General features: G+C 64.1%; 22 protein-coding genes. All 22 read left to right on the plus strand.

The annotated features are described in order from the left end of the window. Nucleotides 1–28 precede the first annotated feature (28 nt). Entirely contained in the window at nucleotides 29–802 is a 774-nt protein-coding gene (locus ACO77H_RS27440; protein ID WP_076963115.1) for an ABC transporter permease, read from the plus strand. Beyond that, entirely contained in the window at nucleotides 802–1566 is a 765-nt protein-coding gene (locus tag ACO77H_RS27445) for an SDR family oxidoreductase (RefSeq protein ID WP_170057521.1), read from the plus strand. The genes ACO77H_RS27440 and ACO77H_RS27445 overlap by 1 nt, the downstream gene beginning before the upstream one ends. Before the next feature lie 13 nt (nucleotides 1567–1579). After that, nucleotides 1580–2119 carry a cupin domain-containing protein gene (locus ACO77H_RS27450; protein WP_029289969.1) on the plus strand — a complete coding sequence of 180 codons (540 nt, stop codon included), beginning with the start codon at nucleotides 1580–1582 and terminating at the stop codon, nucleotides 2117–2119. A gap of 4 nt (nucleotides 2120–2123) precedes the next feature. Next, nucleotides 2124–3002, plus strand: coding sequence for an alpha/beta fold hydrolase (locus tag ACO77H_RS27455; protein ID WP_432754789.1), 879 nt, complete (start codon nucleotides 2124–2126; stop codon nucleotides 3000–3002). After that, nucleotides 2999–3832, plus strand: a complete 834-nt coding sequence (locus ACO77H_RS27460) for an IclR family transcriptional regulator (protein WP_169955440.1) — start codon at nucleotides 2999–3001, stop codon at nucleotides 3830–3832. The genes ACO77H_RS27455 and ACO77H_RS27460 overlap by 4 nt, the downstream gene beginning before the upstream one ends. Before the next feature lies 1 nt (nucleotide 3833). Next, a complete protein-coding gene (locus ACO77H_RS27465; RefSeq protein WP_170057518.1) occupies nucleotides 3834–4631 on the plus strand; it encodes an SDR family oxidoreductase in 798 nt (265 codons plus the stop codon). Continuing rightward, a complete protein-coding gene (locus ACO77H_RS27470; RefSeq protein ID WP_170057517.1) occupies nucleotides 4624–6306 on the plus strand; it encodes a thiamine pyrophosphate-binding protein in 1683 nt (560 codons plus the stop codon). The genes ACO77H_RS27465 and ACO77H_RS27470 overlap by 8 nt, the downstream gene beginning before the upstream one ends. Nucleotides 6307–6316: 10 nt before the next feature. After that, nucleotides 6317–7120: an aspartate dehydrogenase gene (locus ACO77H_RS27475; RefSeq protein WP_169955443.1), complete on the plus strand. Its 804-nt coding sequence runs from the start codon at nucleotides 6317–6319 to the stop codon at nucleotides 7118–7120. Nucleotides 7121–7130: 10 nt separating this feature from the next. Continuing rightward, complete coding sequence (locus ACO77H_RS27480; protein WP_170042051.1) at nucleotides 7131–8624, plus strand: aldehyde dehydrogenase; 1494 nt, start codon at nucleotides 7131–7133, stop codon at nucleotides 8622–8624. Next, nucleotides 8624–9589, plus strand: a complete 966-nt coding sequence (locus ACO77H_RS27485) for a VOC family protein (RefSeq protein WP_169955445.1) — start codon at nucleotides 8624–8626, stop codon at nucleotides 9587–9589. Before ACO77H_RS27480 ends, ACO77H_RS27485 begins: the two co-directional genes overlap by 1 nt. Before the next feature lie 13 nt (nucleotides 9590–9602). Further along, nucleotides 9603–10745, plus strand: a complete 1143-nt coding sequence (locus tag ACO77H_RS27490) for an FAD-dependent monooxygenase (protein WP_432754790.1) — start codon at nucleotides 9603–9605, stop codon at nucleotides 10743–10745. A gap of 2 nt (nucleotides 10746–10747) precedes the next feature. Continuing rightward, a complete protein-coding gene (locus ACO77H_RS27495; RefSeq protein WP_169955447.1) occupies nucleotides 10748–11065 on the plus strand; it encodes a hypothetical protein in 318 nt (105 codons plus the stop codon). Between the two features lies 1 nt (nucleotide 11066). Continuing rightward, on the plus strand, nucleotides 11067–11294 hold the full coding sequence (locus tag ACO77H_RS27500; protein ID WP_029289990.1) for a recombinase-like helix-turn-helix domain-containing protein: 228 nt from the start codon (nucleotides 11067–11069) through the stop codon (nucleotides 11292–11294). A gap of 21 nt (nucleotides 11295–11315) precedes the next feature. After that, nucleotides 11316–12350, plus strand: a complete 1035-nt coding sequence (locus ACO77H_RS27505) for an aromatic ring-hydroxylating oxygenase subunit alpha (RefSeq protein ID WP_172313786.1) — start codon at nucleotides 11316–11318, stop codon at nucleotides 12348–12350. After that, a complete protein-coding gene (locus ACO77H_RS27510; RefSeq protein ID WP_432754791.1) occupies nucleotides 12347–12754 on the plus strand; it encodes a Rid family hydrolase in 408 nt (135 codons plus the stop codon). The genes ACO77H_RS27505 and ACO77H_RS27510 overlap by 4 nt, the downstream gene beginning before the upstream one ends. Further along, the gene (locus tag ACO77H_RS27515; RefSeq protein ID WP_169955450.1) at nucleotides 12747–13706 is read left to right on the plus strand and encodes a PDR/VanB family oxidoreductase; all 960 of its coding nucleotides are present in this window, start codon (nucleotides 12747–12749) and stop codon (nucleotides 13704–13706) included. Before ACO77H_RS27510 ends, ACO77H_RS27515 begins: the two co-directional genes overlap by 8 nt. A gap of 437 nt (nucleotides 13707–14143) precedes the next feature. Continuing rightward, nucleotides 14144–15370 (plus strand): hypothetical protein, encoded by a 1227-nt coding sequence (locus tag ACO77H_RS27520; protein ID WP_170042047.1) that lies wholly within the window; start codon nucleotides 14144–14146, stop codon nucleotides 15368–15370. 1106 nt (nucleotides 15371–16476) lie between these two features. Next, on the plus strand, nucleotides 16477–17928 hold the full coding sequence (locus tag ACO77H_RS27525) for an alanine/glycine:cation symporter family protein (RefSeq protein ID WP_432754792.1): 1452 nt from the start codon (nucleotides 16477–16479) through the stop codon (nucleotides 17926–17928). Between the two features lie 77 nt (nucleotides 17929–18005). After that, the gene (locus ACO77H_RS27530) at nucleotides 18006–18983 is read left to right on the plus strand and encodes an asparaginase (protein WP_170042045.1); all 978 of its coding nucleotides are present in this window, start codon (nucleotides 18006–18008) and stop codon (nucleotides 18981–18983) included. Nucleotides 18984–19033: 50 nt separating this feature from the next. Further along, nucleotides 19034–20026, plus strand: a complete 993-nt coding sequence (locus ACO77H_RS27535) for an AraC family transcriptional regulator (RefSeq protein ID WP_170042044.1) — start codon at nucleotides 19034–19036, stop codon at nucleotides 20024–20026. Nucleotides 20027–20162: 136 nt separating this feature from the next. Next, a complete protein-coding gene (locus ACO77H_RS27540) occupies nucleotides 20163–21197 on the plus strand; it encodes a histone deacetylase family protein (RefSeq protein ID WP_170042043.1) in 1035 nt (344 codons plus the stop codon). Further along, entirely contained in the window at nucleotides 21194–22285 is a 1092-nt protein-coding gene (locus tag ACO77H_RS27545) for a polyamine ABC transporter substrate-binding protein (RefSeq protein ID WP_432754793.1), read from the plus strand. The genes ACO77H_RS27540 and ACO77H_RS27545 overlap by 4 nt, the downstream gene beginning before the upstream one ends. The last annotated feature ends 29 nt before the right edge of the window (nucleotides 22286–22314 follow it).

Below are 22314 nucleotides of genomic sequence, written 5' to 3' on the forward strand. Positions count from 1 at the left end.
ACCACCGGGACATTGAGGTACGTACACGATGAAAAACAACAACTCCGTGCTCGGTAGCGTCGCGCTGCTGATCCTGTTCCTGGTGCTTTGGCAATGGGGCCCCGGCCTGCTCGGCATGCCCGAGTTCGTCATGCCCAAACTCAGCCGCGTGGCCCAGGAAGGCCTGGTGATGTGGCAAACCGGCGGCCTGCTGCAACACACCCTGATCACCGCCCTGGAGATCGTCGTCGGCTTCGCCCTCGGCGCCCTGCTGGGAGTGATGATCGGCGTCTCGCTGGGCCTGTCGCCGGCGGCCGAAGCCATGTTGTCGCCGTACATCCTGGCCTTGCAGATCGCCCCGAAAGTCGCCTTCGCGCCGCTGTTCGTGATGTGGCTGGGCTACACCATCTACCCGAAGATTCTGATTGCGATCCTGATCGTGTTTTTCCCAGTGATGATCAACGTGCTCTCGGCAATCCGCACCGTCGACCCGGACATGATCAACCTGGTACGCACCATGAATGCCAGCCGCTGGCAGATCTTCCGCCTGGTGGAGTTCCCGTCGGCCATGGCCGCACTGTTTTCCGGCCTGCGTATCGCCTCGACCCTGGCCGTGATCGGCGTCACCGTCGGTGAGCTGGTGGGCGGCAACCAGGGCCTGGGCTTCTTGCTGGTAGACGCCGAGGGCCAGGGCAACACCGCTGGGGTGTTCGTCGCCATTGTCGCGCTGACCCTGATTGGGGTGATCGCCTACGGCGCAGTGGTGTGGGCGGAAAAACGCGTCCTGCACTACATGCCCAAAGCCATGTTGAGCACCCAATGATGAGCCGCCATGACCTTTTGCTTGCAGGCCGCCGCGTGCTGGTCACCGGTGGCGCACGGGGCCTGGGCTATGCCTTTGCCCAGGCCATCGGCCAGGCCGGCGCCCGGGTGGTGATTGCCGATGTGCTGCACGAGCGTGTACAGCAGGCCGCCGGTGAATTACGGGCGCTGGGCCTGGACGTGCAGGCCGTGGCTGTCGACCTGGCGCAACCCACCTCGATCCAGGCCTGTGTCGACGCGACGATCAGCCTGCTGGGCGGCCTCGACGGCCTGGTGAACAACGCCTCGATCACCAACTCCGGGGGCAAGGGCTGCGAAGAGCTGAGCATCGACACCTGGGACCAGGTGATGCAGGTCAACGTGCGCGGCACCTGGCTGATGACCACCGCCTGCCTGCCGGCCCTGCGCGCCAGCGGCCAGGGCGCCATCGTCAACCTGGCCTCGGACACCCCGCTGTGGGGTGCACCGAACCTGTTGGCCTACGTCGCCAGCAAGGGCGCGATCATCGCCATGACCCGCAGCCTGGCCCGTGAGCTGGGCAGCGACAACATCACCGTCAACGCCATCGCCCCTGGCCTGGTGCTGGTGGAAGCCACCGCCTACGTGCCCGAGGCGCGCCACCGTTTGTACAACGACCAACGGGCCCTGCAACGCCCGCAATTGCCCGAAGACGTCAGCGGCGCCGTGCTGTTCGCGCTGTCCGACCTTGCCCGCTTTATCACTGGACAAACCCTGCCGGTCAACGGCGGGTTCGTCATGCCTTGATCTGGAGACTGTCATGACTGATCTATCTGCCCAAAACGACACCCCAAAAAGCTGGGACCGCCCTGCCGGCGCCAGCCTGGAAAGCTGGATGAGCACGCGCATCGCCCGCTACGAGACGCGCAAGTACGACTGGGATGCCCTGAAGTTCCAGGCCGACTACGACCCCAAGTTCCGCCGTGCGCAAATGCGCTACATCGGCACTGGCGGCACCGGCATCAGCACCGACATGAACACCATCCCGTCGGAGCACTTCACCTTTTCCACCATGGTCATCCCGGCCGGCCACGAAGGCCCGCCGCACCTGCACATTGACGTCGAAGAAGTGTTTTTCGTGCTGCGCGGCAAACTCAAGGTGGTACTGGAAAAGGACGGCGAGCGTTTCGAAACCATCCTCACCGACCGCGACGTGATTTCCGTGCCGCCGGGCGTGTACCGCGAAGAGATCAATATCGGCGACGAAGACGCGCTGATGTGCGTGATGCTCGGCGCGAAAAAGCCGATCACCCCGACCTATCCGCCAGAGCACCCTCTGGCCTCGATCAAGCGCGGGTAAGCCCATGTTGCCAGGACTCACCCAAGCCGCGCCGACGGCCGACCTGCAAGCCCAACTGCAGCGCGACTTCCCCCAGCGCCTGGTCGCCGCCGCCGGTGGCCAGCAGGCCCTGCGCGAATGCGGCACGGGGCCGGCGGTGGTGTTGCTGCACGGTATCGGCTCGGGCGCGGCGTCCTGGCTGCAAGTGGCACAGCACCTGGCGGCCCAGGCCCGGGTCATCGCCTGGGACGCGCCCGGCTATGGCGACTCCAGCCCCCTGGAGTCGGACGTGCCCAAGGCCGAGCAATACGCCGCCCGCCTGGTGCAGATGCTCGATGCGCTGGAGGTGAACGAGTGCGTGCTGGTCGGCCATTCCCTGGGCGCACTGACCGCCCTGGCCTTGGCCCGCAGTGCCCAGGCCAAGCGGGTGAGCCGCCTGGTGCTGATCAGCCCGGCTCGCGGCTATGGCGCACCCGAGCGCAGCCAGCAGCGCCAGCAAGTACGCCAGCAACGCCTGGATAACCTGCAACGCCTGGGTATCGCCGGCCTGGCCGCACAACGTAGCGCCCACATGCTCTCGTCGCGGGCCCAGCCCGAAGCGTTGGCCTGGGTGCACTGGAACATGGCCCGCCTGAACCCGCTGGGTTATCGCCAGGCCGTCGAGCTGCTGTGCGGCGACGACCTGCTGCGCCACGGCCAACCTGCAATGCCCTGCGAAGTGCATTGCGGCGAAGCCGACGCCATCACCACGCCCGACACCTGCCTGGGCGTGGCCAAGGCCCTGGGTGCCAGCTTCAACCTGATCGCCGACGCAGGCCATGCCAGCCCCATCGAACAACCGCTGGTGGTTGCCGGTCGCCTGGCCTACGCCCTCAAACAATCCCTGACAGGTAGAACCCTATGAACGACTCAGATCTGCTGAAGGATGCTCAGGACAAATACATCGTGCCGGGCCTGGAGCGCGGCTTGCTGCTGCTCTGCGAGTTCAGCCGGCGCAACCGCACCCTGACCGCGCCGGAACTGGCACGGCGCCTGGCGCTGCCGCGCTCGACCATTTTCCGCCTGCTGACCACCCTGGAAACCATGGGCTTCGTCACCCGCAGCGGCAACGAATACCGCCTGGGCATGTCGGTGCTGCGCCTGGGCTTCGAGTACCTGGCCTCGCTGGAGCTGACCGAACTCGGCCAGCCGCTGCTGGCCCGTTTGTGCGACCGGGTTAACTACCCCAGCAACCTGGTGGTGCGCGACGGGCGTTCCATCGTCTATGTGGCCAAGGTTTCGCCGCCGTCGGTGTTCTCCAACGCGGTTAACGTCGGCACCCGCCTGCCGGCCCATGCCACGGTGCTGGGGCGCATCCTCCTCGAAGACCTGTCACTGGCCGAACTGCGCGAGCTGTACCCCGAGGAACACCTGGAACAGCACTCCCACTGCACCCCCAAAACCGTGATGGAGCTGTTCGACATGCTCCAGGCCGACCGCCAGCGCGGCTTTGTCAGCGGCGAAGGGTTCTTTGAATCGGCGATTTCCACAGTGGCCGCGCCCGTGCGCGACCAGAGCGGCGACATCGTGGCCGCCCTCGGCGTGACCATCCCGACCACGCAGATCGGTCATGTGAATTTTGAAGAGCTGTTGACCCAGGTACGGCGCAGCGCCGACGAGCTGTCGCGCCTGCTCAACTACAACGGCGGCGCCCACAGCAGCCAGCCCCGCGTCACTGCCTTGATGAGAGATTGAGATGAGCCTTTATCCATTGCAGGGCCGCACCGCAATCGTCACCGGAGGCTCCTCGGGCATTGGCCTGGCGTGCGTCGAGCTGCTGCTGGAAGCCGGCGCCGCCGTTGCGTTCTGCGGCCGCGATGCAGAACGCCTGCGCCGTGCCGAAAGCGACCTGCGCCAACGTTTCCCCCAAGGCCAACTGCTGGCCCAGGTGTGCGATGTGCTCGATGGCGAAGCGGTCAACGCCTTTGCCAGCGCCAGCCAGGCCGCGCTGGGCGCCGCCAGTGTGTTGATCAACAACGCCGGGCAAGGCCGGGTCTCGACCTTCGCAGACACCACCGACAGCGCCTGGACCGAAGAGCTGCACCTGAAGTTTTTTTCGGTGATCAACCCGGTCCGCGCCTTCAAGCCGCAGCTGCAAAACCAGGCCGATGCCGCCATCGTCTGCGTCAACTCACTGCTGGCCAGCCAGCCGGAGCCGCACATGGTCGCCACCTCGGCCGCCCGCGCCGGGATCAAGAACCTGGTGCGCTCGATGGCCACCGAGTTCGCCCCGCAAGGCATCCGCGTCAACGGCATCCTGATTGGCCTGGTGGAGTCCGGGCAATGGCGCCGCCGCTTCGAAGCGCGTGAAGAACGCGACCTCGACTGGGCGCAATGGACCGCCCGCCTGGCCCAACAAAAACATATTCCCCTGGGGCGCCTGGGCCTGCCGATTGAAGCGGCCCGCGCGATCCTGTTTCTGGCCTCGCCTCTGTCGGCTTACACCACAGGCAGCCATATCGATGTATCCGGAGGCCTGTCCCGCCATGCGTAATGAAAACACTGTCACCGTGGGCGCTGCCATCACCGCCTTTCTCGAACAATGCGACGTCAAGGCCGCGTTTGGCGTGATCTCGATCCACAACATGCCGATCCTCGATGCCTTCGCCGTGCGCGGCAATATCCGCTTTGTCATGGCCCGGGGTGAAGCCGGCGCCGCCAACATGGCTGACGCCTATGCCCGTACCACCGGCGGCCTGGGCGTGTGCCTGACCTCCACCGGCACCGCCGCCGGCAATGCCGCCGGCGCCATGGTTGAAGCGCAGACTGCCGGCACCCCGCTGCTGCACATCACCGGGCAGATCGAGACGCCATACCTGGATCAGGAACTGGCGTATATCCACGAAGCCCGCGACCAGTTGAACATGCTCAAGGCCGTGTCCAAGGCCGCCTTTCGCGTGCGCAGCGTCGAGACCGCCATCAGCACCCTGAAGCTCGCGGTACAGACCGCCCTCACCGCGCCCACCGGCCCGGTCAGCGTCGAGATCCCGATCGATATCCAGTCGACCTTTATCCCGATGCCTACCGACCTGTCGCCGCTGCCGATCCCGGTCGCCGTGCCGGCACCGGAAGCCCTCGACCTGGTGGCCGCGCGCCTGGCCAGTGCCAAGCGCCCGATGCTCTGGCTCGGTGGCGGCGCACGGCATGCCGGGGCGCAGGTCAAGCGCCTGCTGGCGATGGGCGTGGGGGTGATCACCTCGACCCAAGGCCGTGGCGTGGTCAATGAAGACGACGAGCGCTGCCTGGGGGCCTTTTCGCAGAACAAACGGGTCGAGCAGTTCCTGCAAACCTGCGATGCACTGCTGATCGCCGGGTCGCGCCTGCGCAGCAACGAGACCTTCAAGTACGCGCTCAAGCTGCCGCAGAACACCCTGCGCATCGACGCCAACCCGGCCATCGAAGGCCGCAGCTATGCCAGCGAGCTGTTTATCTGCGGCGATACGGCCCTGGCCCTGGACGGCCTGGCTGACCGCCTGGAAGGCCGCCTGCATACCGATCCGCAATTCCTCGTCGAACTCAAGGCCGTGCGCGAGCAATCGCGCAACCAACTGGTGGCGGACCTGGGCCCGTACTCGGCGATGGTCGAGCAATTGCAGGCCAGCACCGGGCGCAACTTCTCCTGGGTGCGCGATGTGACCCTGTCCAACAGCATCTGGGGCAACCGCCTGCTCAACCTGTACCACCCGCGTGCCGGGGTTCACGCCTTGGGCGGCGGTATCGGCCAAGGCCTGGCGATGGGCATCGGCGCCGCGGTCGCAGCCGCTGAAACCGCGCCCGAGCGCAAGGTGTTCGCCCTGGCGGGCGATGGCGGTTTCATCCTCAACCTGGGTGAGCTGGCGACCCTGGTCCAGGAGCGCGCCAACCTGGTGATCCTGCTGATGAACGACCAGCGCTATGGGGTGATCCGCAATATCCAGGACGCGGTCTACGGCAGCCGGCATTGCTATGTCGACCTGCACACCCCGGACTACACCAAGCTCGCCGAATCCATGGGCTTGCGCCACGGCCTGGTCACCGACCTCAAGGATTTCGGCAAGGTGGTCGACAGCGCCCTGAGCCAACCCGGCCCGTTCCTGCTGGAAGTGGACATGCTCAGCGTGGGCAATTTCGCCACCCAGTTCGCCGGCCCGCCCAACAGCGAAACCAAAGCCCAGAAGGCCACCGCCTGAGGATCGCCGCATGTTGCATATCACCATGATCGGCTGCGGCGCCATTGGCGTCGGCGTGCTGGAGCTGCTGGAGAACGATCCGCAGTTGTGCGTGGATTACGTCATTGCCTCCGAGGGCTCAGAGGCGTTGGTGCGCCAGCGCCTGGCCAGTTTCAAGCGACCGCCGCAGGTGCTCACCGCCTTGCCCGCCGATACGCGCCCGGATTTGCTGGTGGAATGCGCCGGCCACCGCGCTATCGAGGAACATGTGCTGCCGGCCCTGGAGCGTGGGATTGCCTGCCTGATTGTGTCGGTCGGCGCCTTGTCCGAAGTGGGTCTGGTCGAGCGCCTGGAAGCAGCCGCTGAGCGCGGCAAGACCCGCATCGAGCTGCTGCCCGGTGCGATTGGCGGTATTGATGCGTTGTCGGCGGCCAAGGTCGGCGGCCTGGATTCGGTCAACTACACCGGGCGCAAGCCGGCCCGCGCCTGGAAAAACACTCCCGGCGAGCAGGCGTGCGACCTGGACACCATCAGCCAAGCCACGGTGATCTTCCAGGGCAGCGCCCGCGAAGCCGCGCGGCTGTATCCGAAAAACGCCAACGTCGCCGCCACCCTGTCCCTGGCCGGGCTGGGCCTGGATCGCACCCACGTCACGCTGATCGCCGACCCCCACAGCGACGAAAACGTCCACCACTTCGAAGCCCGTGGCGCCTTTGGCCGTTTCGAGTTGAGCCTGCGCGGCAAGCCGCTTTTGGCCAACCCCAAGACCTCGGCGCTGACCGTGTACAGCGTGGTCCGTGCGCTGGGCAACCACGCCCATGCCATCTCAATTTAGGAGCCCGTCGATGACTCTCGAACAGACTTTACCGATCTGCATCGCCGGCCACTGGCGCCTGGGCCGTGGCGAACGCTACGCCAGCCGCTACCCGGCCACCGGCGAGGCCGTGGCCTGGCTCAATGCTGCCGATTTGCAGGATGTGGAAGACGCCATCCAGGGCGCACACCAGGCCTTCCTGCACAGCGGCTGGGCCCAGCGCAAACCCCATGAGCGGGCCAGCGTGCTGTACCGCATCGCCGAGCTGATCCGCCTGCACAGTGAAGAGCTGGCGCAGCTGCAACGCCAGGACAACGGCAAGCCGATCAATGAAACCCGCGCGCTGGTGGCCAGTGCGGCCGGCACCTTCCAGTTCTTCGCCGCCGCCTGCGAAACCCTGGAAGAAACCATCACCCCCTCGCGCGGCGATTTCGTCAGCATGAGCGTGTATGAGCCGATGGGCGTGGTCGCCGCGATCACCCCGTGGAATTCGCCGATTGCCAGCGAGGCGCAAAAGGTCGCGCCAGCCCTGGCGGCGGGCAATGCGGTGGTGATCAAGCCAGCGGAAATCACCCCGCTGCTGGCCCTGCGCCTGGCGCGCTTGTGTGAAGAGGCCGGCCTGCCCAAGGGCCTGATCAGCGTGCTGCCCGGCAAAGGCTCGCTGCTGGGCGACGCGCTGACCCGCCACCCGCTGGTCAAGCGCGTGTCGTTCACCGGCGGCACCCGCACTGGCAAGCACATCGCCCATATCGCCGCCGACAAGATGATGCCGGTGTCGTTGGAGCTGGGCGGCAAGTCGCCGACCATCGTCCTTGATGACGCCGACCTCGACCACGCGGTGGCGGGCGTGCTCTACGGCATCTTCAGCTCTTCGGGCGAGGCCTGTATTGCCGGCTCGCGGCTGTTTGTCGCGCGCGCCCTGTACGAACCCTTCATGCAACGCCTGGTAGCCGCCGCCGCGAACCTGCGCATGGGCGACCCGGCCGACGAAAATACGCAGATGGGCCCGCTGATCAGCGCCAGCCATCGTGAATCGGTGGAACGCTACGTCGCCCTCGGCCTGGCCGAAGGCGGGCGCCTGCGCCTGGGCGGGCAGCGCCCCAGCGGTGGCCTGTATGACCAGGGCTACTTCTACCCGCCGACCATCCTCGAAGGCCTGCACAACCAACAACAGGTGTGCCAGGAAGAAATCTTCGGCCCGGTGCTGGTGGCCATGCCCTTCGACGATGAAGAGCAACTGCTGGAGCAGGCCAACGACAGCCTGTACGCCCTCGCGGCAGGCATCTGGAGCCGCGACTACAAGCGCGCCTGGGCCCTGGGCCGGCGCTTGCAGGCCGGCACGGTGTGGATCAACACCTACAAGCAGTTCTCGATTTCCACGCCGTTCGGCGGTTGGCGCGACAGCGGCCTGGGCCGCGAAAAAGGCCGCCTGGGGATCCTGCAATACATGGAACAAAAGAGCCTCTACTGGGGCATGAACCAACAGCCACTGGCCTGGGCCGGTGTGCCACACGAGGTAGCGTGATGAGCGTTTTAGGTATTGATGAAGTCACCTATGGCGTCGAGGACCTCGACACCTGCGTGCGTTTTTTCAGCGACTGGGGCCTGACCCAGGTCAGCGCGCAACCCGATGAGGTGATCTTCGAGACCCTCAACGGCTGCCGCGTAGTGCTCGCCGACCTGAACAAACCCGGCCTGCCGCCCGCCATCGAGGCCGGCTCGACCGTGCGCGAAGTGGTGTGGGGCGTGGCCGACGCGGCGGACCTTGCGCTGTACGCCGAACGCATCGCCAACGACCCGGGGTTTGTCGAGGGCAACGGGCGTATCGGCTGCACCGACCCCAACGGCTTGGCGATCCGCCTGCAAGTGACGCGCAAGCGTGAGCTGGAGATTGAATGCAGCGGCCACAACACCTGGCAGACCAAGGGTCGGATCAACAAGGCGGCGCCGATCTACGAGCGCGCCACGCCGATTGAAGTCGGTCATGTGGTGTTTTTCGTCAAGGACGTAAACGCCTGCGAAGCCTTCTACCACGAACGTTTCGGCTTCCAGGCCTCGGACCGCTACCCGGATCGCGGGGCCTTTTTGCGCACCGCCGAGGAAGGCGGCCATCACGACCTGTTCATGCTGCAACTGCCGGCGCCACGGGCGGGGCTGAACCATGTGGCCTTTACCGTACGCGATGTGCACGAGGTGTTTGGCGGCGGCATGCACGTGTCCCGCAGCGGCTGGCCGACCGAGATCGGCCCTGGGCGCCACCCGGTGTCTTCGGCGTTTTTCTGGTACTTCAAAAACCCCGCCGGCGCGCTGGTGGAGTACTACGCCGACGAAGACCAACTGACCGGCGAATGGCAGCCCCGCACCTTTGAGCCGGGGCCCACGGTGTTCGCCGAATGGGCGATTGCCGGCGGTATCGACGGCAATACCCGGCGCCAGCAACACGTCGAGGCGCCGCAAGGCAAGTTCCTCACCGACAAACCGAAACCTTGAGCAGGAGTCGCACATGCCTTCCTTAAATATTGCTATCGCCGGCGCCGGCATCGGCGGCCTGACCGCCGCGATCGCCCTGCACCGCGCCGGTCACCAGGTCACCGTGTTTGAACAGTCCAAGGCCTTTTTGCGGGTCGGTGCCGACATCAACCTCACCCCCAACGCGGTACGGGCGCTGGATGGCTTGGGAATTGGCGCCGCCGTGCGCATCCCGGCCGCGCGGCCGACCCACCGTATCAGCCGGATGTGGGACAGCGGCGAAGAGACGTCACGCCTGGAAATGTCCGACGCCGCCGAGCAGAAATATGGCGCCCCGCAACTGACCATCCACCGCGCCGATCTGCTGGCGGCCCTGGCCGAAGTGTTCCCGCTGGAGCAGGTGCAGTTCGCCAAGCGTGCCGAACGGATCGAGCACACTGACGACGGCATCTGCCTGCATTTCAAGGATGGCAGCCAGCACCACTGTGACGTGCTGATCGGCGCCGACGGTATCCACTCGGTGGTGCGCAACGCGCTGTTCGGCGAAGAGCACCCGCGCTTTACCGGGGTGGTGGCGTACCGCGCGGTGGTGCCGGCCGAGTTGGTGGCCCATGTGCCGAATATCCAGGCCTTCACCAAATGGTGGGGCCCCAACCCGCAGAGCCAGATCGTTACGTTCCCGCTGAACCAGGGCAAAGATATTTTTATCTTCGCCACCACCGCCCAGGACAGCTGGCACGAAGAGTCGTGGACCAGCGCCGGCGATGCCGACGAACTGCGCAGCCACTACCAGGCATTCCACCCCGACGCCCGTGCCCTGCTGGATGCGTGCAGCGATGTGCTCAAGACCGCGCTGTATGAGCGCGACCCGCTGCCGTTCTGGTCCAAGGGCGCGATCACCCTGCTGGGCGATGCGTGCCACCCGATGATGCCGTTCATGGCCCAGGGTGCTGGCCAGGCCATCGAGGATGCGGTGGTGCTCGCCCGTTACCTGCAAGACCTCGACAGCCCGTCCCAGGTCGCCGCTGCCTTGCAGGGCTATCAGCAGGCGCGCCTGGAACGCACCAGCCAGATCCAGATCGGCTCGCGCGGCAACCAGTGGCTCAAGGACGGCGGCAACGCCGATTGGGTCTACGGCTACGACGCCTGGACCATCCCCACCCAAAGCGCGGCCTGACCATGAGCGACACCTTGCTGGTGACCGTGCTGCTCAAGCACGACCAATCAAAAAACCTGGAAGACATTCAGCGGCATATGAAGCAGCAGGACTGGTGGGAGCGCTTTCCACCGCAAGGCGTGGAGGTGGTGAGCTGGACCGTGGCCATGGGCCTGGGCCAGATCGTCACCCTGCGCTTGGCGCCGGGCCTGCTGCCGTCCCTTAACGTGGAGCTTGAGCGCTCGGCGTGGGGCGTGTTCAGCACTGAAGTTTTCCCGACATACGACTTTATCCCGGTGCGCGAAACCATCCGCGAACGGGTACGCAACGGAGGTCAATGACATGAGCACTACCGAACGATTCCTCGAGCCCCATCAGGCGCGCAAACGGCCCAATACCCAGTTTGAAGAGCTGCTGGGCGACTCCATCGAGCGCGCCTTCGGCAACGGCGTTACCGAGTTGGCGGCCCTGCTCGCCCACCTCAACCTGGCCGGCCCGCCCTGCCCGCTGACCAGCGGCGAGTGGACGGCAGATGCCTATCAAACCCTGATGGCCCGGCTGGGCGAATGACCCGGCAGAAGGAATAAAACAATGACTATGCAATTGACCGTCGACCCTGTTGAAAACCATCTGGCCAATGGCCTCAAAGACCTCTGGTTCCCGGTATTACCCTCGGACCTGCTGGGTGAAAAGCCGGTATCGGTACGCCGCCTGGGCTACAAGATCGCCCTGTGGCGCGATAACGATGGCCGCGTGCACGCCCTCGAAGACCATTGCCCCCATCGCGGTGCGCCGCTGTCCCAGGGCCCGGTGTTGGGTGATCGCCTGCAATGCCCGTATCACGGCATCGAAGTGCGCTGTGACGGTACCGTGACCAAGGTACCGGGCAGCCCCGGCTGCAAACTCGAAGGCAGCCGCCCGACCCGCATGTTCCATACCCGCGAAGCGGCAGGCGCGATCTTTTTGTTCAATGCCACCGACCCGCATTTAGCGACCCCGCCGGACCTGGTGCTGCCCGAGCAACTGACGTCCCCGGAGTGGAGCAGCTTCGTCTGCTACACCGAGTGGAAAGGCGACTACCGCTACGTGATCGACAACGTCATGGACCCGATGCACGGCACCTACCTGCACAAGATGTCGCACTCGATGAGTGAAGGCGAAGCCACCGCCAAGTTCGTCACCCGCGACACCGACAACGGGTTCTTCTTCGAGAAGGAAGGCCAGCGCGGGGTGAACTTCGACTGGACCGAGTTCATGGACAACGGCTGCCATTGGCTGCGCCTGGAAATCCCCTACCCGAAAACCGGCGGCCCGGGCGGCAACTTCACCATTATCGGCAGCTACACCCCAAGCAGCCGCGCGCTCTCGGCGGTGTTCCACTGGCGCTGCCGACCGCTGACCGGCTGGCAGCGCGACACCTGGCGCTTCCTCTACAAAAACCGCCTGGAAGCGCGGCACTGGGCCGTGCTGGAGCAGGATCGGGTGCTGCTGGAGTTCATGGAACCGGACGCCAACCAGCGCGAAAACCTCTACCAGCACGACCTGGGTGTGGTGCGCATGCGCCGTTACCTGAAGAACGCGGCCAAGGCCCAGCTCGAACTGATCGACGCGAAGCAACTGCCATGAACCCGGTCGTGGTGGCGCCCGCCGGGGCCAGTTGGTCGAGTGCGCTGCTGATCGGCCGCGAGGTGGTGATGTCCGGGATGACCGCACACCCCGCCAGCCGCGAGGCGACCCTGGATTGCTACGCCCAGACCCTGGTGGTGCTGGGCAAGATCCAGGCGCTGGTGACGGCGGCCGGTGGGCATCTGGGCAATATCTACCGGCTGACGGTGTACCTCACCGATATCGCCGACAAGGACCAGGTGGGCCGCGCACGCCGCGATTTCTTCGCCGGGCAGGCCGTATTTCCCACGTCCACCCTGGTGGCCGTCAGCGCGCTGGTGTTTCCTGAACTTCGGGTCGAGATCGAGGCCAGTGCCCGGCTCGATGTCGACCTGCGTACCGTCACAGAGGTGAATGATGTCTAAGCCCTCCCTGCTCAACGCCCGCGTACACACCCTGCGCTATGAAGCCGAAGGCATCATCAGCGTGGAGTTTCGGCCGTTGGGCGATACCGTGTTCCCGCCGTTCGAGGCCGGCTCGCACATCGACCTGCACCTGGCCAACGGCCTGGTGCGCAGCTACTCGCTGCTCAATTCTCCCAGCGACCAGGGGCGCTACACCGTGGGCATCCTGCGTGACCGCAACAGCCGCGGCGGCTCGGAGTATGTGCACAGCCAATTGCGGGTCGGCATGGCGCTGTCGATCTCGGCGCCGCGCAACAACTTCGCGCTGGACCTGAGCGCCAGCCACAGTGTGCTGGTGGCCGGTGGCATCGGCATTACGCCGATCTACTGCATGTTTCGCCAACTGCTGGCCCAGGGCAAATCCGCCGAGCTGATCTATTGCGCACGCTCGCGCCAGGAAGCGGCATTGGTGGAAGCCTTGAACGGCCTGGATGCGCGGGTGGTGTACCACTTCAACGACGAAAAAGGCGTGCCGCCGGACCTCGCCGCCTACCTCGCCGGCCAACCTGCGGATACGCACTTCTACTGCTGCGGCCCAACGCCGATGCTGGATGCGTTCGAGGGCACCTGTGAGCGCCTGGGTTATCCCCATGCCCATATCGAGCGCTTTACCGCCGCCGAACTGCCGCCCAGCGAAGATGCGCAGAACCGCTATAGCGTGGAGTTGAAAAAGTCCGGCAAGACGCTGTCGGTGGAACCCGGCTTGAGCTTGCTGGATGTGCTGCTCGAAGCCGGTTGCGACATCGATCACAGCTGCCGCGAGGGGGTGTGCGGCTCCTGTGAAACCCGGGTGGTGGAAGGCCAGATCGACCACCGCGACGGGGTGCTGACCAAGGCCGAGCGCGCGGCGAACAAATCGATGATGGTGTGTGTTTCGGGCTGCAAGAGCCAACGGTTGGTGCTGGACCTCTAGCCCCCCTGTAGGAGCGAGCTTGCTCGCGAAGAACGTTAACGATAACGCGGTTTATCCTGAATAACCGCGTTACCCTCAAGTTCTTCGCTCGCGCCTACAGGATCACCCGCAAAGTGCCCGTTTCATTGGCAGCGTGCAATAAAGACGCACCTATCACGGGCAACTTTGTTACCGCACTTACGGATTGTTTCATGGGTTATACACAGCGCTTTGTTTCCCATATAAACAATTGTTTTTAAGCGGTTTTTTATAAAATCCAAACTAATTTACCGCCTGGCACACTTCCTGCTCTACTCCCGTGCATCCACTGATTAAACGGCGTTTCGCCGATAAAACAATAAGAACCAACACTTAAACCCGGTAAGACCCGCTCCCTCCTTAGTTGCCTTTAAAGGCAAGCGGACGAGTGTTGCCGATCACCCGGTAGAGAGGTCTCTATGAAGCGTGTCTTATGTGCAGGATTGATGTTTGCCAGTTTCAGCGGTTTCGCCGCAGAACCCATCCCTTCCGAGCCGGTGCGGGCCAACGCCGCCAATAAACCTTTCCCGCATATTGCCTGGCGCAGTGACGCCGGGGACGCCAGCCTGGACATCGGCGGCGCGCTGCGCACCAACTATCGCGACGAGCATTGGGACACCACCGAGAACAATGGCCGCTTCCTCTTCGACACATTCCGCCTGGACGTGCAGGCCACCTACAAGAGCCTCTATAGCGATATCGGCTACTGGTTCCAGGACGACGGCAAGCGCTCCATCGACCGTGGCTTCGTTGGCTATCGGCTCAATGCCAACTCCAACCTGCAACTGGGCGCACCGTTCAAGCCGTTTGGCCTGGAGCCGTATCCGCAATTTGGCTGGAGCTACCACCTGCCGTTTTTCATGGGCTATGCCTCGAGTGCCGGCACCGGCCTCAAGTACAGCTACAAGGATCAGGATTGGGACGTGCAGCTTGGCTTTTTCCCGCGCATGTTGCCCAGCGACCTTCGCTACTCGCCTGAAGTCGGGCGTTACGCCGACCTGAACGACAACGCGATTGCCTTCACCCAGTCGCGCCAGGACAACGAGAAGCGCAACCAGCTCAACGCCCGCGTGGCGCGCACCTTCAACAGCAATGGCTGGAAAACCGAGATCGGCGCCTCGCTGGCCACCGCCCAGCTGTACAACGCCACCACCAAGGACGATGGCGACTATTGGGCCGCCGGTGTACACGCCATCATCAACAAGGGGCTGTGGACCGTCACCACCCAGGCCATCCGCTACGAATACGATCCCGAAAACCCCACCGGCGTCAGCAAGGACTCGGTACTGATGGGCGGCAACGGCCTGACCCCGGCCTACCTGATCGCGTCCAAGGCCAGCCTGGCGTCGATCAACCTCGGCTACGACGTCTACACGCCTAGGCTGGGGCAGTTGAAGAAGGTCAAGCTGTACACCGACTACAGCCGGATGATGAAAGACAAGAGCGAATGGGATGATTCGCAGATGTTCACCGTAGGCGCGCAGTTCCTGGCCATGCCGGTGATGGCCTGGGTCGACTTTACCTGGGCGCGCAACGCCAACCCCTATGGCGGCGCAGAGAATGGCAGTGGTTTTACCAACACCAGTTCGGTGGGCAGCAACGAGTGGTATTACCGCACCAACGTGAATATTGGTTACTACTTCTAACCAGACAACAAAAGTCAAAGGTGGGGGGGGAGTACATATCCGTTGCTGCGGTCATGGCGGCTATTGGTTCCGCCCTTACGGCGGGTCACTTTCGAAAAGCGCGAAAGTAACCAAAGCGCTTTTGCCCCACCACTCGGTGCCTCGCCTAGGCTCGGCATGCCCGCAGTCAGGCATTGCTCCGTGGGCCCGCCGCGATCGGCCATCCATGGCCGTGTCGCGGCTACCCCGGCATCCTGCCGGGGTGCCCACTGCGCAATACCTGCCTGCGGCCATCGTGGTTAACGGGGCGCCTAAGATCAAAAGCCAGATCAAAAACAGAGCAACAGCAAAGCCAGAGCGCGAAGCTGCATTCCCCTGTAGGAGCTGGCTTGCCTGCGATGGCGGCAGGTCTGCCAACAGATTCATCGACTGATACACCGCTATCGCAGGCAAGCCAGCTCCTACAGGGTACGCGTACGCCTTGACGATCAGGTCGGCTGTCAGGCCGCCTCGCGTTGCTTGTGATTTTGATCCCAGCGCCCCGTTAAACCACGCTGGCCGTCATCCGATATTGATTTGGGGGGTAACCCGGCAGGACGCCGGGTTAGCCGCGCTGGGCCAGGGATGGCCCATCGCGGCGGCCCCCCAAATCAATGTCGGATGACGGGCACACCGAGCCTAGGCGAGGTGCCGAGTGGTGGGGCAAGAGCCCTTTGCTTACTTTGGGGCTTTTCCAAAGTGAGCCGCCGTAAGGGCGGAACCCGAAGTGGCCATGACCACAGCAACGGATATGTACACAAACCCAAAAAGCACCAGAGAAAAGAGTCACGTAGAGATTCATGCCTATCGCAGCCTCACCAAAGCTCCACAGCCCCCACATCAGGCCAGTGTGACGCTTCGTCAGTTGCGCTGCTTGCAGACGGCTGGCGCACACCTAGGTATAGTGCCGCCCCTCTTCGCATGCACGATCGTCAACCGCATGCGAACGCCGAACTAATAACAACCCGCGACTTGGAACCGGGACGAGCACTCGCCCCACCTATCGTGCTGCCTGCGCGACGGTGTGTAACGCGATGTTTCGACCCGTCCGGCTTTTGCCTTTACAAAAAAACAGCGAGGAATACTCCATGCTAGAAGTCATCAACGACTTCCTCTCAGGAAAAGTACTGATCGTGCTCATTGTCGGGCTCGGTGGTTACTTCACGATCCGCTCGCGTTTCGTTCAGTTTCGTCACTTCTTTCATATGTTCGCGGTGTTTCGCGACAGCCTCAAAAGCAGCGCCGGCCAACTCAGTTCGTTCCAGGCGCTGATGCTCAGCCTGGCCGGGCGGGTGGGCGCCGGTAACATCGCCGGGGTCGGCATTGCCGTGACCCTGGGTGGCCCGGGCGCAGTGTTCTGGATGTGGGTCACCGCGCTGGTGGGCATGTCGTCGAGCTTTATCGAGTGCTCCCTGGGCCAGCTCTACAAACGCACCGACGCCGAAGGCACCTACCGTGGTGGCCCGGCCTATTACATCCAGCACGGCCTGCAAAAACGCTGGCTGGGGATGGTCATGGCGTTCCTGCTGCTGGTGACCTTCGGGTTCGCCTTCAACGGCCTGCAAGCCCATGCCGTGACCCACTCGCTCAATAACGCCTTTGGTTTCGACACCACCTACACCGGCCTGGCGCTGGCGGTGTTGCTGGGCCTGGTGTTTATCGGCGGGATCAAGCGCATTGCCTCGATTGCCGACCTGCTGGTGCCGGTCAAGACCCTGGTCTATATCGCCGTGACGGTCTACGTGATCGTGCTGCAATTCGACCAGGTGCCGGCCATGCTCGCGACCATCGTCAAGAGCGCCTTTGGCCTGGACCAGGCCTTCGGCGGCCTGGTGGGCAGCGCGATCATCATGGGTGTGAAGCGCGGCGTGTTCGCCAACGAAGCGGGCCTGGGCAGCGCGCCCAACGTGGCCGCGGTGGCCTCGGTGGAACACCCGGTCGCCCAAGGTGTGGTGCAAGCGTTCAGCGTGTTCCTCGACACCTTCATCATCTGCACCTGCACCGCCCTGCTGATCCTGCTTTCGGGCTTCTACACCCCAGGCTTCGAAGGCGACGGCATTGCCCTGACCCAGAACTCCCTGGCAGCGGTGGTCGGTGACTGGGGGCGGATGTTTATCTCGGTGGCCCTGGCGTTGTTCGTGTTTACATCGATCATGTACAACTACTACCTGGGCGAGAGCAACCTGCGCTTTTTGGTGGGCAACAACCGCAAGGTGCTGATCGGTTATCGCGCGTTGGTACTGGTGCTGATCTTCTGGGGTTCGATCGAGAACCTGAGCACCGTGTTCGCGTTCGCCGACATCACCATGACCATGCTGGCGTTCGTCAACCTGTTCGCCCTGGCGTTCCTGTTCAAGATCGCCATGCGTATCCTCAACGACTACGACAACCAGCGCGCGGCGGGCATCAAGACCCCGGTGTTCGACTCCAGCCAGTTCCCGGACCTGGACCTGGACCGCAAAGCCTGGCCGGCCAACCCGGTGCAGCCTGAGCCAACCGCTCAAGCGACTGCTGAGCTGAACGCCCAAGTGCAACGCTGAGCCTAGATAGATGACACGCCGCCCGGCCTTGGGCATGCTCTGGGCCCGGCGGCGTTTTTCGTTCAGGAGATTGTTCGATGTCCAAAGCTAACACCCTCATGGTGCTCTACACCGGCGGCACCATCGGCATGCAAGCCAGCGCCAACGGCCTGGCGCCCGCTTCGGGCTTTGAAGCGCGCATGCGCGAACAGCTTGCCCACCTACCAGCGCCAGCCTGGCGCTTTCGGGAAATGTCGCCGCTGATCGATAGCGCCAATATGACGCCCGCCTACTGGCAGCACCTGCGCAGCGCTGTGGTCGAGGCTGTGGACGAGGGCTGCGATGGCGTGCTGATTCTGCATGGCACCGACACCCTGGCCTACAGCGCGGCGGCCATGAGTTTCCAACTGCTGGGCCTGCCGGCGCCGGTGGTGTTCACCGGTTCGATGCTGCCGGCCGGCGTGCCCGACAGCGATGCCTGGGAAAACGTCAGCGGCGCCCTGGCAGCGTTGGGTGAAGGCCTGGCGCCCGGGGTGCACCTGTACTTCCACGGCGCACTGATGGCGCCGACCCGCTGTGCGAAAATCCGCAGTTTTGGTCGCCATCCCTTTGCTGCACTGCAGCGCAACGGCGGCGTGGCCAAGGCCCAGGCGCTACCTGCCGCCCTGGACTACCGCCAGCCCAAGGCCCTGGCCAATGTCGGCGTATTGCCGCTGGTGCCGGGCATTGATGCCGGGCAACTGGATGCCCTGGTCGACAGCGGCATCCAGGCACTGGTGCTCGAATGCTTTGGCAGCGGCACCGGGCCCAGCGATAACCCGGCGTTCCTCGCCAGCCTGCAACGTGCGCAGGCTCGGCACATCGTGGTCGTCGCGATCACCCAATGCCATGAAGGCGGTGTGGAACTGGACGTATATGAAGCGGGCAGCCGCCTGCGTGGGGTCGGTGTGTTGTCCGGTGGCGGCATGACCCGCGAAGCCGTGTTCGGCAAGCTGCAAGCCTTGCTCGGCGCCGGGCTGCCCAACGACGAAGTACGGCGCCTGGTCGAGCTGGACCTGTGCGGCGAACTGAGCTGAGCGGCATATAACTTGCTCCACTTCCAGCCATCCCCTGGCTGGAAGTTCCCATGCTGCACTCCCACCTCACTACCCTCAACGCCGTTTCCCTGGTGCTCAGCACCTTCAAGGCCGAAGGCTTGCCCGCCGAAGCGCTGCTGGCCGGCAGTGGCATCTGTGCGGCGGACCTGAGCCGCGCCGACACACGCATCGCCACGCACCAGGAAATGCAAGTGTGCGCCAATGCCGTGGCCTTGCAGCGCGATATCGGGCTGATCGTGGGGCGACGGATGCACGTATCGGCGTACGGCATGCTCGGCTATGCCCTGCTCACCAGTGCCACTTTCGGTGACGCTTTGCGCCTGGCCCTGCGTTATCCGGCGCTGTTGGGAACACTGTTCGAACTGAGCCTTGAGCAAGACGGCGAGCGTATCTGGTTCACCGCCAGCGATTACCGCGAGAGCCCGGCGCTGACCGCCTTCAACGTGGAGCTGTGCCTGGGGTCGCTGAAGGTGATCTGCGACGACCTGCTCGGCCATCCGCTGCCCTTGCTGGGCGCGCGCTTTGAGCATACTGCGCCGGATTACCAGGCGCGCTATGCCGAGTGTTTTGACTGCCCGTTGCAGTTCCAGGCCACGGCCAATGCGTTCGCCTTCGACCAGCGCTGGCTCGCCCAACCCTTGCCCCTGGCCGACACCGTGACCCACCGGGCCATGGCCGAACGCTGCCGCAAGCAGAACACCGAATTCACCGGGCGCGAGGCCTGGCTGGGGCGGGTCCGCCAGTTGCTCGCGGCACAACTGCACGCCGCACCGGGGCTCGATGGCCTGGCCCAGCAGATGAACTGTTCGCCGCGCACCCTGCGCCGGCACTTGCATGACCTGGGCTGCAGCTACCAGGAACTGCTGGACGAACTGCGCTTCGAGCGCGCCAAGCAGTTGTTGGCGCAAGACCAGTGGCCGATCTACCGCATCGCCGAGCAGTTGGGTTTCAGTGAGACCGCGAGCTTCCGGCATGCCTTTGTACGCTGGAGCGGTGTAGCGCCGAGTCAATTTCGAGCATGACGCCCCATGCAGGGGCGAATTTCGGACAGACAATTTGGCCATATTTATCCCCTTTTGGCCGCTCCTGCCGTTCTCCAAACCTGCGCGCACCGCAACACTGCAAGGCATCCCAACCTGCCTGCGGAGAACAATAAAAATGCTGACGATCTACTCGCACGATCACCACCTGCACCATGGCCGTTGCGAATTGATGGACGGCCAGTTGATGCCCTGCTTCGAAATGCCTTCGCGCGCCGACCATGTGCTGCAACGGGTCAAGGACCGTACACTGGGCCCGGTGCAAGCGCCCCAGGACTTTGGCCTGGCGCCGCTGCAGCGCATCCACAGCCGCGACTACCTGGAGTTCTTCCAGGGTGCCTGGGCCCGTTGGGTCGAATTCGGCCAGGACGGCGACCTGCTGCCCTACACCTGGCCCGCCCGGACCTTGCGCCGCGTGCTGCCCACCAGCCTGCACGGCCAACTGGGCTATTACAGCTTCGACGGCGGTGCGCCGATCACCGCCGGTACCTGGCAGGCGGCCTACAGCGCGGCGCAGGTCGCGCTGACCGCGCAGCAGGCGATCCAACAAGGCGCCCACAGCGCCTTCGCCTTGTGCCGGCCACCGGGGCATCACGCCGCTGGCGACTTGATGGGCGGTTACTGCTACCTCAACAACGCCGCCATCGCCGCCCAGGCTTTTATCGACCAGGGCCACAAAAAGGTCGCGATCCTCGACGTGGATTACCACCACGGCAACGGCACCCAGTCGATCTTCTATGAGCGCAGCGATGTGCTGTTCACTTCGATCCACGGGCACCCGCAGGCCGAGTTTCCGTTTTTCCTCGGTTATGCCGACGAGCTGGGCGAGGGTGCCGGCGAAGGCTTCAACTTCAATTACCCGCTGCCGGCTGGTGCCGCCTGGGACACCTGGAGCGCGGCACTGGAGCAGGCCTGCCGGGAGATCGAGGGCTATGGCGCCGACATCATCGTGGTGTCCCTGGGCGTGGACACGTTCAAGGACGATCCCATCTCGCAATTCAAGCTCGACAGCCCGGACTACCTGGCCATGGGCGCGCGTATCGCCCGCCTGGGCAAGCCGACGCTGTTTGTGATGGAAGGCGGTTACGCGGTGGCAGAAATCGGCATCAATGCCGTCAACGTTCTCGAAGGTTTTGAAGGGGCAGCCCAATGAACATGCTCAAGTCGCTTGTGCTCTGCGCCGCCGTGCTCAGCAGCGCCGCCCACGCCGAAGAAAAAACCCTGCGGGTCTACAACTGGTTCGACTACATCACGCCCAAGGCCCTGGAAGATTTCAAGGCGCAGAACCCGGCGATCAAGCTGGTGTACGACATCTTCGACACCAACGAAGCCCTGGAAGCCAAGTTGCTGACCGGCAACTCCGGGTATGACGTGGTGGTGCCGTCCAATGTGTTCCTGGCCAAGCAGATCGAAGCCGGGGTGTTCCAACCCCTGGACCGCAGCCAGTTGCCCAACTGGAACCACCTCGATCCCAAGCTGATGAAGCTGATCGAGGCCAACGACCCGGGCAACAAACACGCGGTGCCCTACATGTACGGCACCATCCTCATCGGCTTCAACCCGGACAAGGTCAAGGCCGCCCTGGGCGCCGACGCACCGGTGGACAGCTGGGATTTGATCTTCAAAGAAGAGCACATCAGCAAGCTCAAGCAATGCGGCGTGGCACTGTTGGACTCACCGTCGGAAATCCTGCCCCTGGCCCTGCAGCACCTGGGCCTGGACCCCAACAGCAGCAACCCCAAGGACTATCTCAAAGCCGAAGCGTTGCTGATGAAGATCCGCCCCTACATCACCTACTTCCACTCATCCAAATACATGGCCGATATCGCCAACGGGGATATCTGCGTGGCCGTCGGTTACTCCGGCAGTTTCTCCCAGGCCGCCAACCGCGCCCGGGAGGCCAAGAACGGGGTGATTGTCGACATGCGCCTGCCCAAGGAAGGCGCGCCGATCTGGTTCGATATGCTGGCCATTCCCAAGGGTGCAAAAAACCCGCAGGACGCCTACACCTTCATCAACTACCTGCTGCAACCCCAGGTGATCGCGCCCATCAGTGATTTTGTCGGCTACCCCAACCCCAACAAGGATGCGACCGAGCACGTCGACCCGGCGATTCGCAACAACCCCAACCTGTATCCCACCGAGGCGGCGATGGCCACGCTCTACACCCTCAAGCCCCTGGAGCGCGACGCCGAGCGTGCGCGGACCCGGGCCTGGAGCAAGATCAAGTCCGGCACCTGATCGACCTTGGCCTGGGCGCGCCGGCCCCG

The organism is Pseudomonas sp. WMBT8, from assembly GCF_050916005.1.
Taxonomy (GTDB): domain Bacteria; phylum Pseudomonadota; class Gammaproteobacteria; order Pseudomonadales; family Pseudomonadaceae; genus Aquipseudomonas.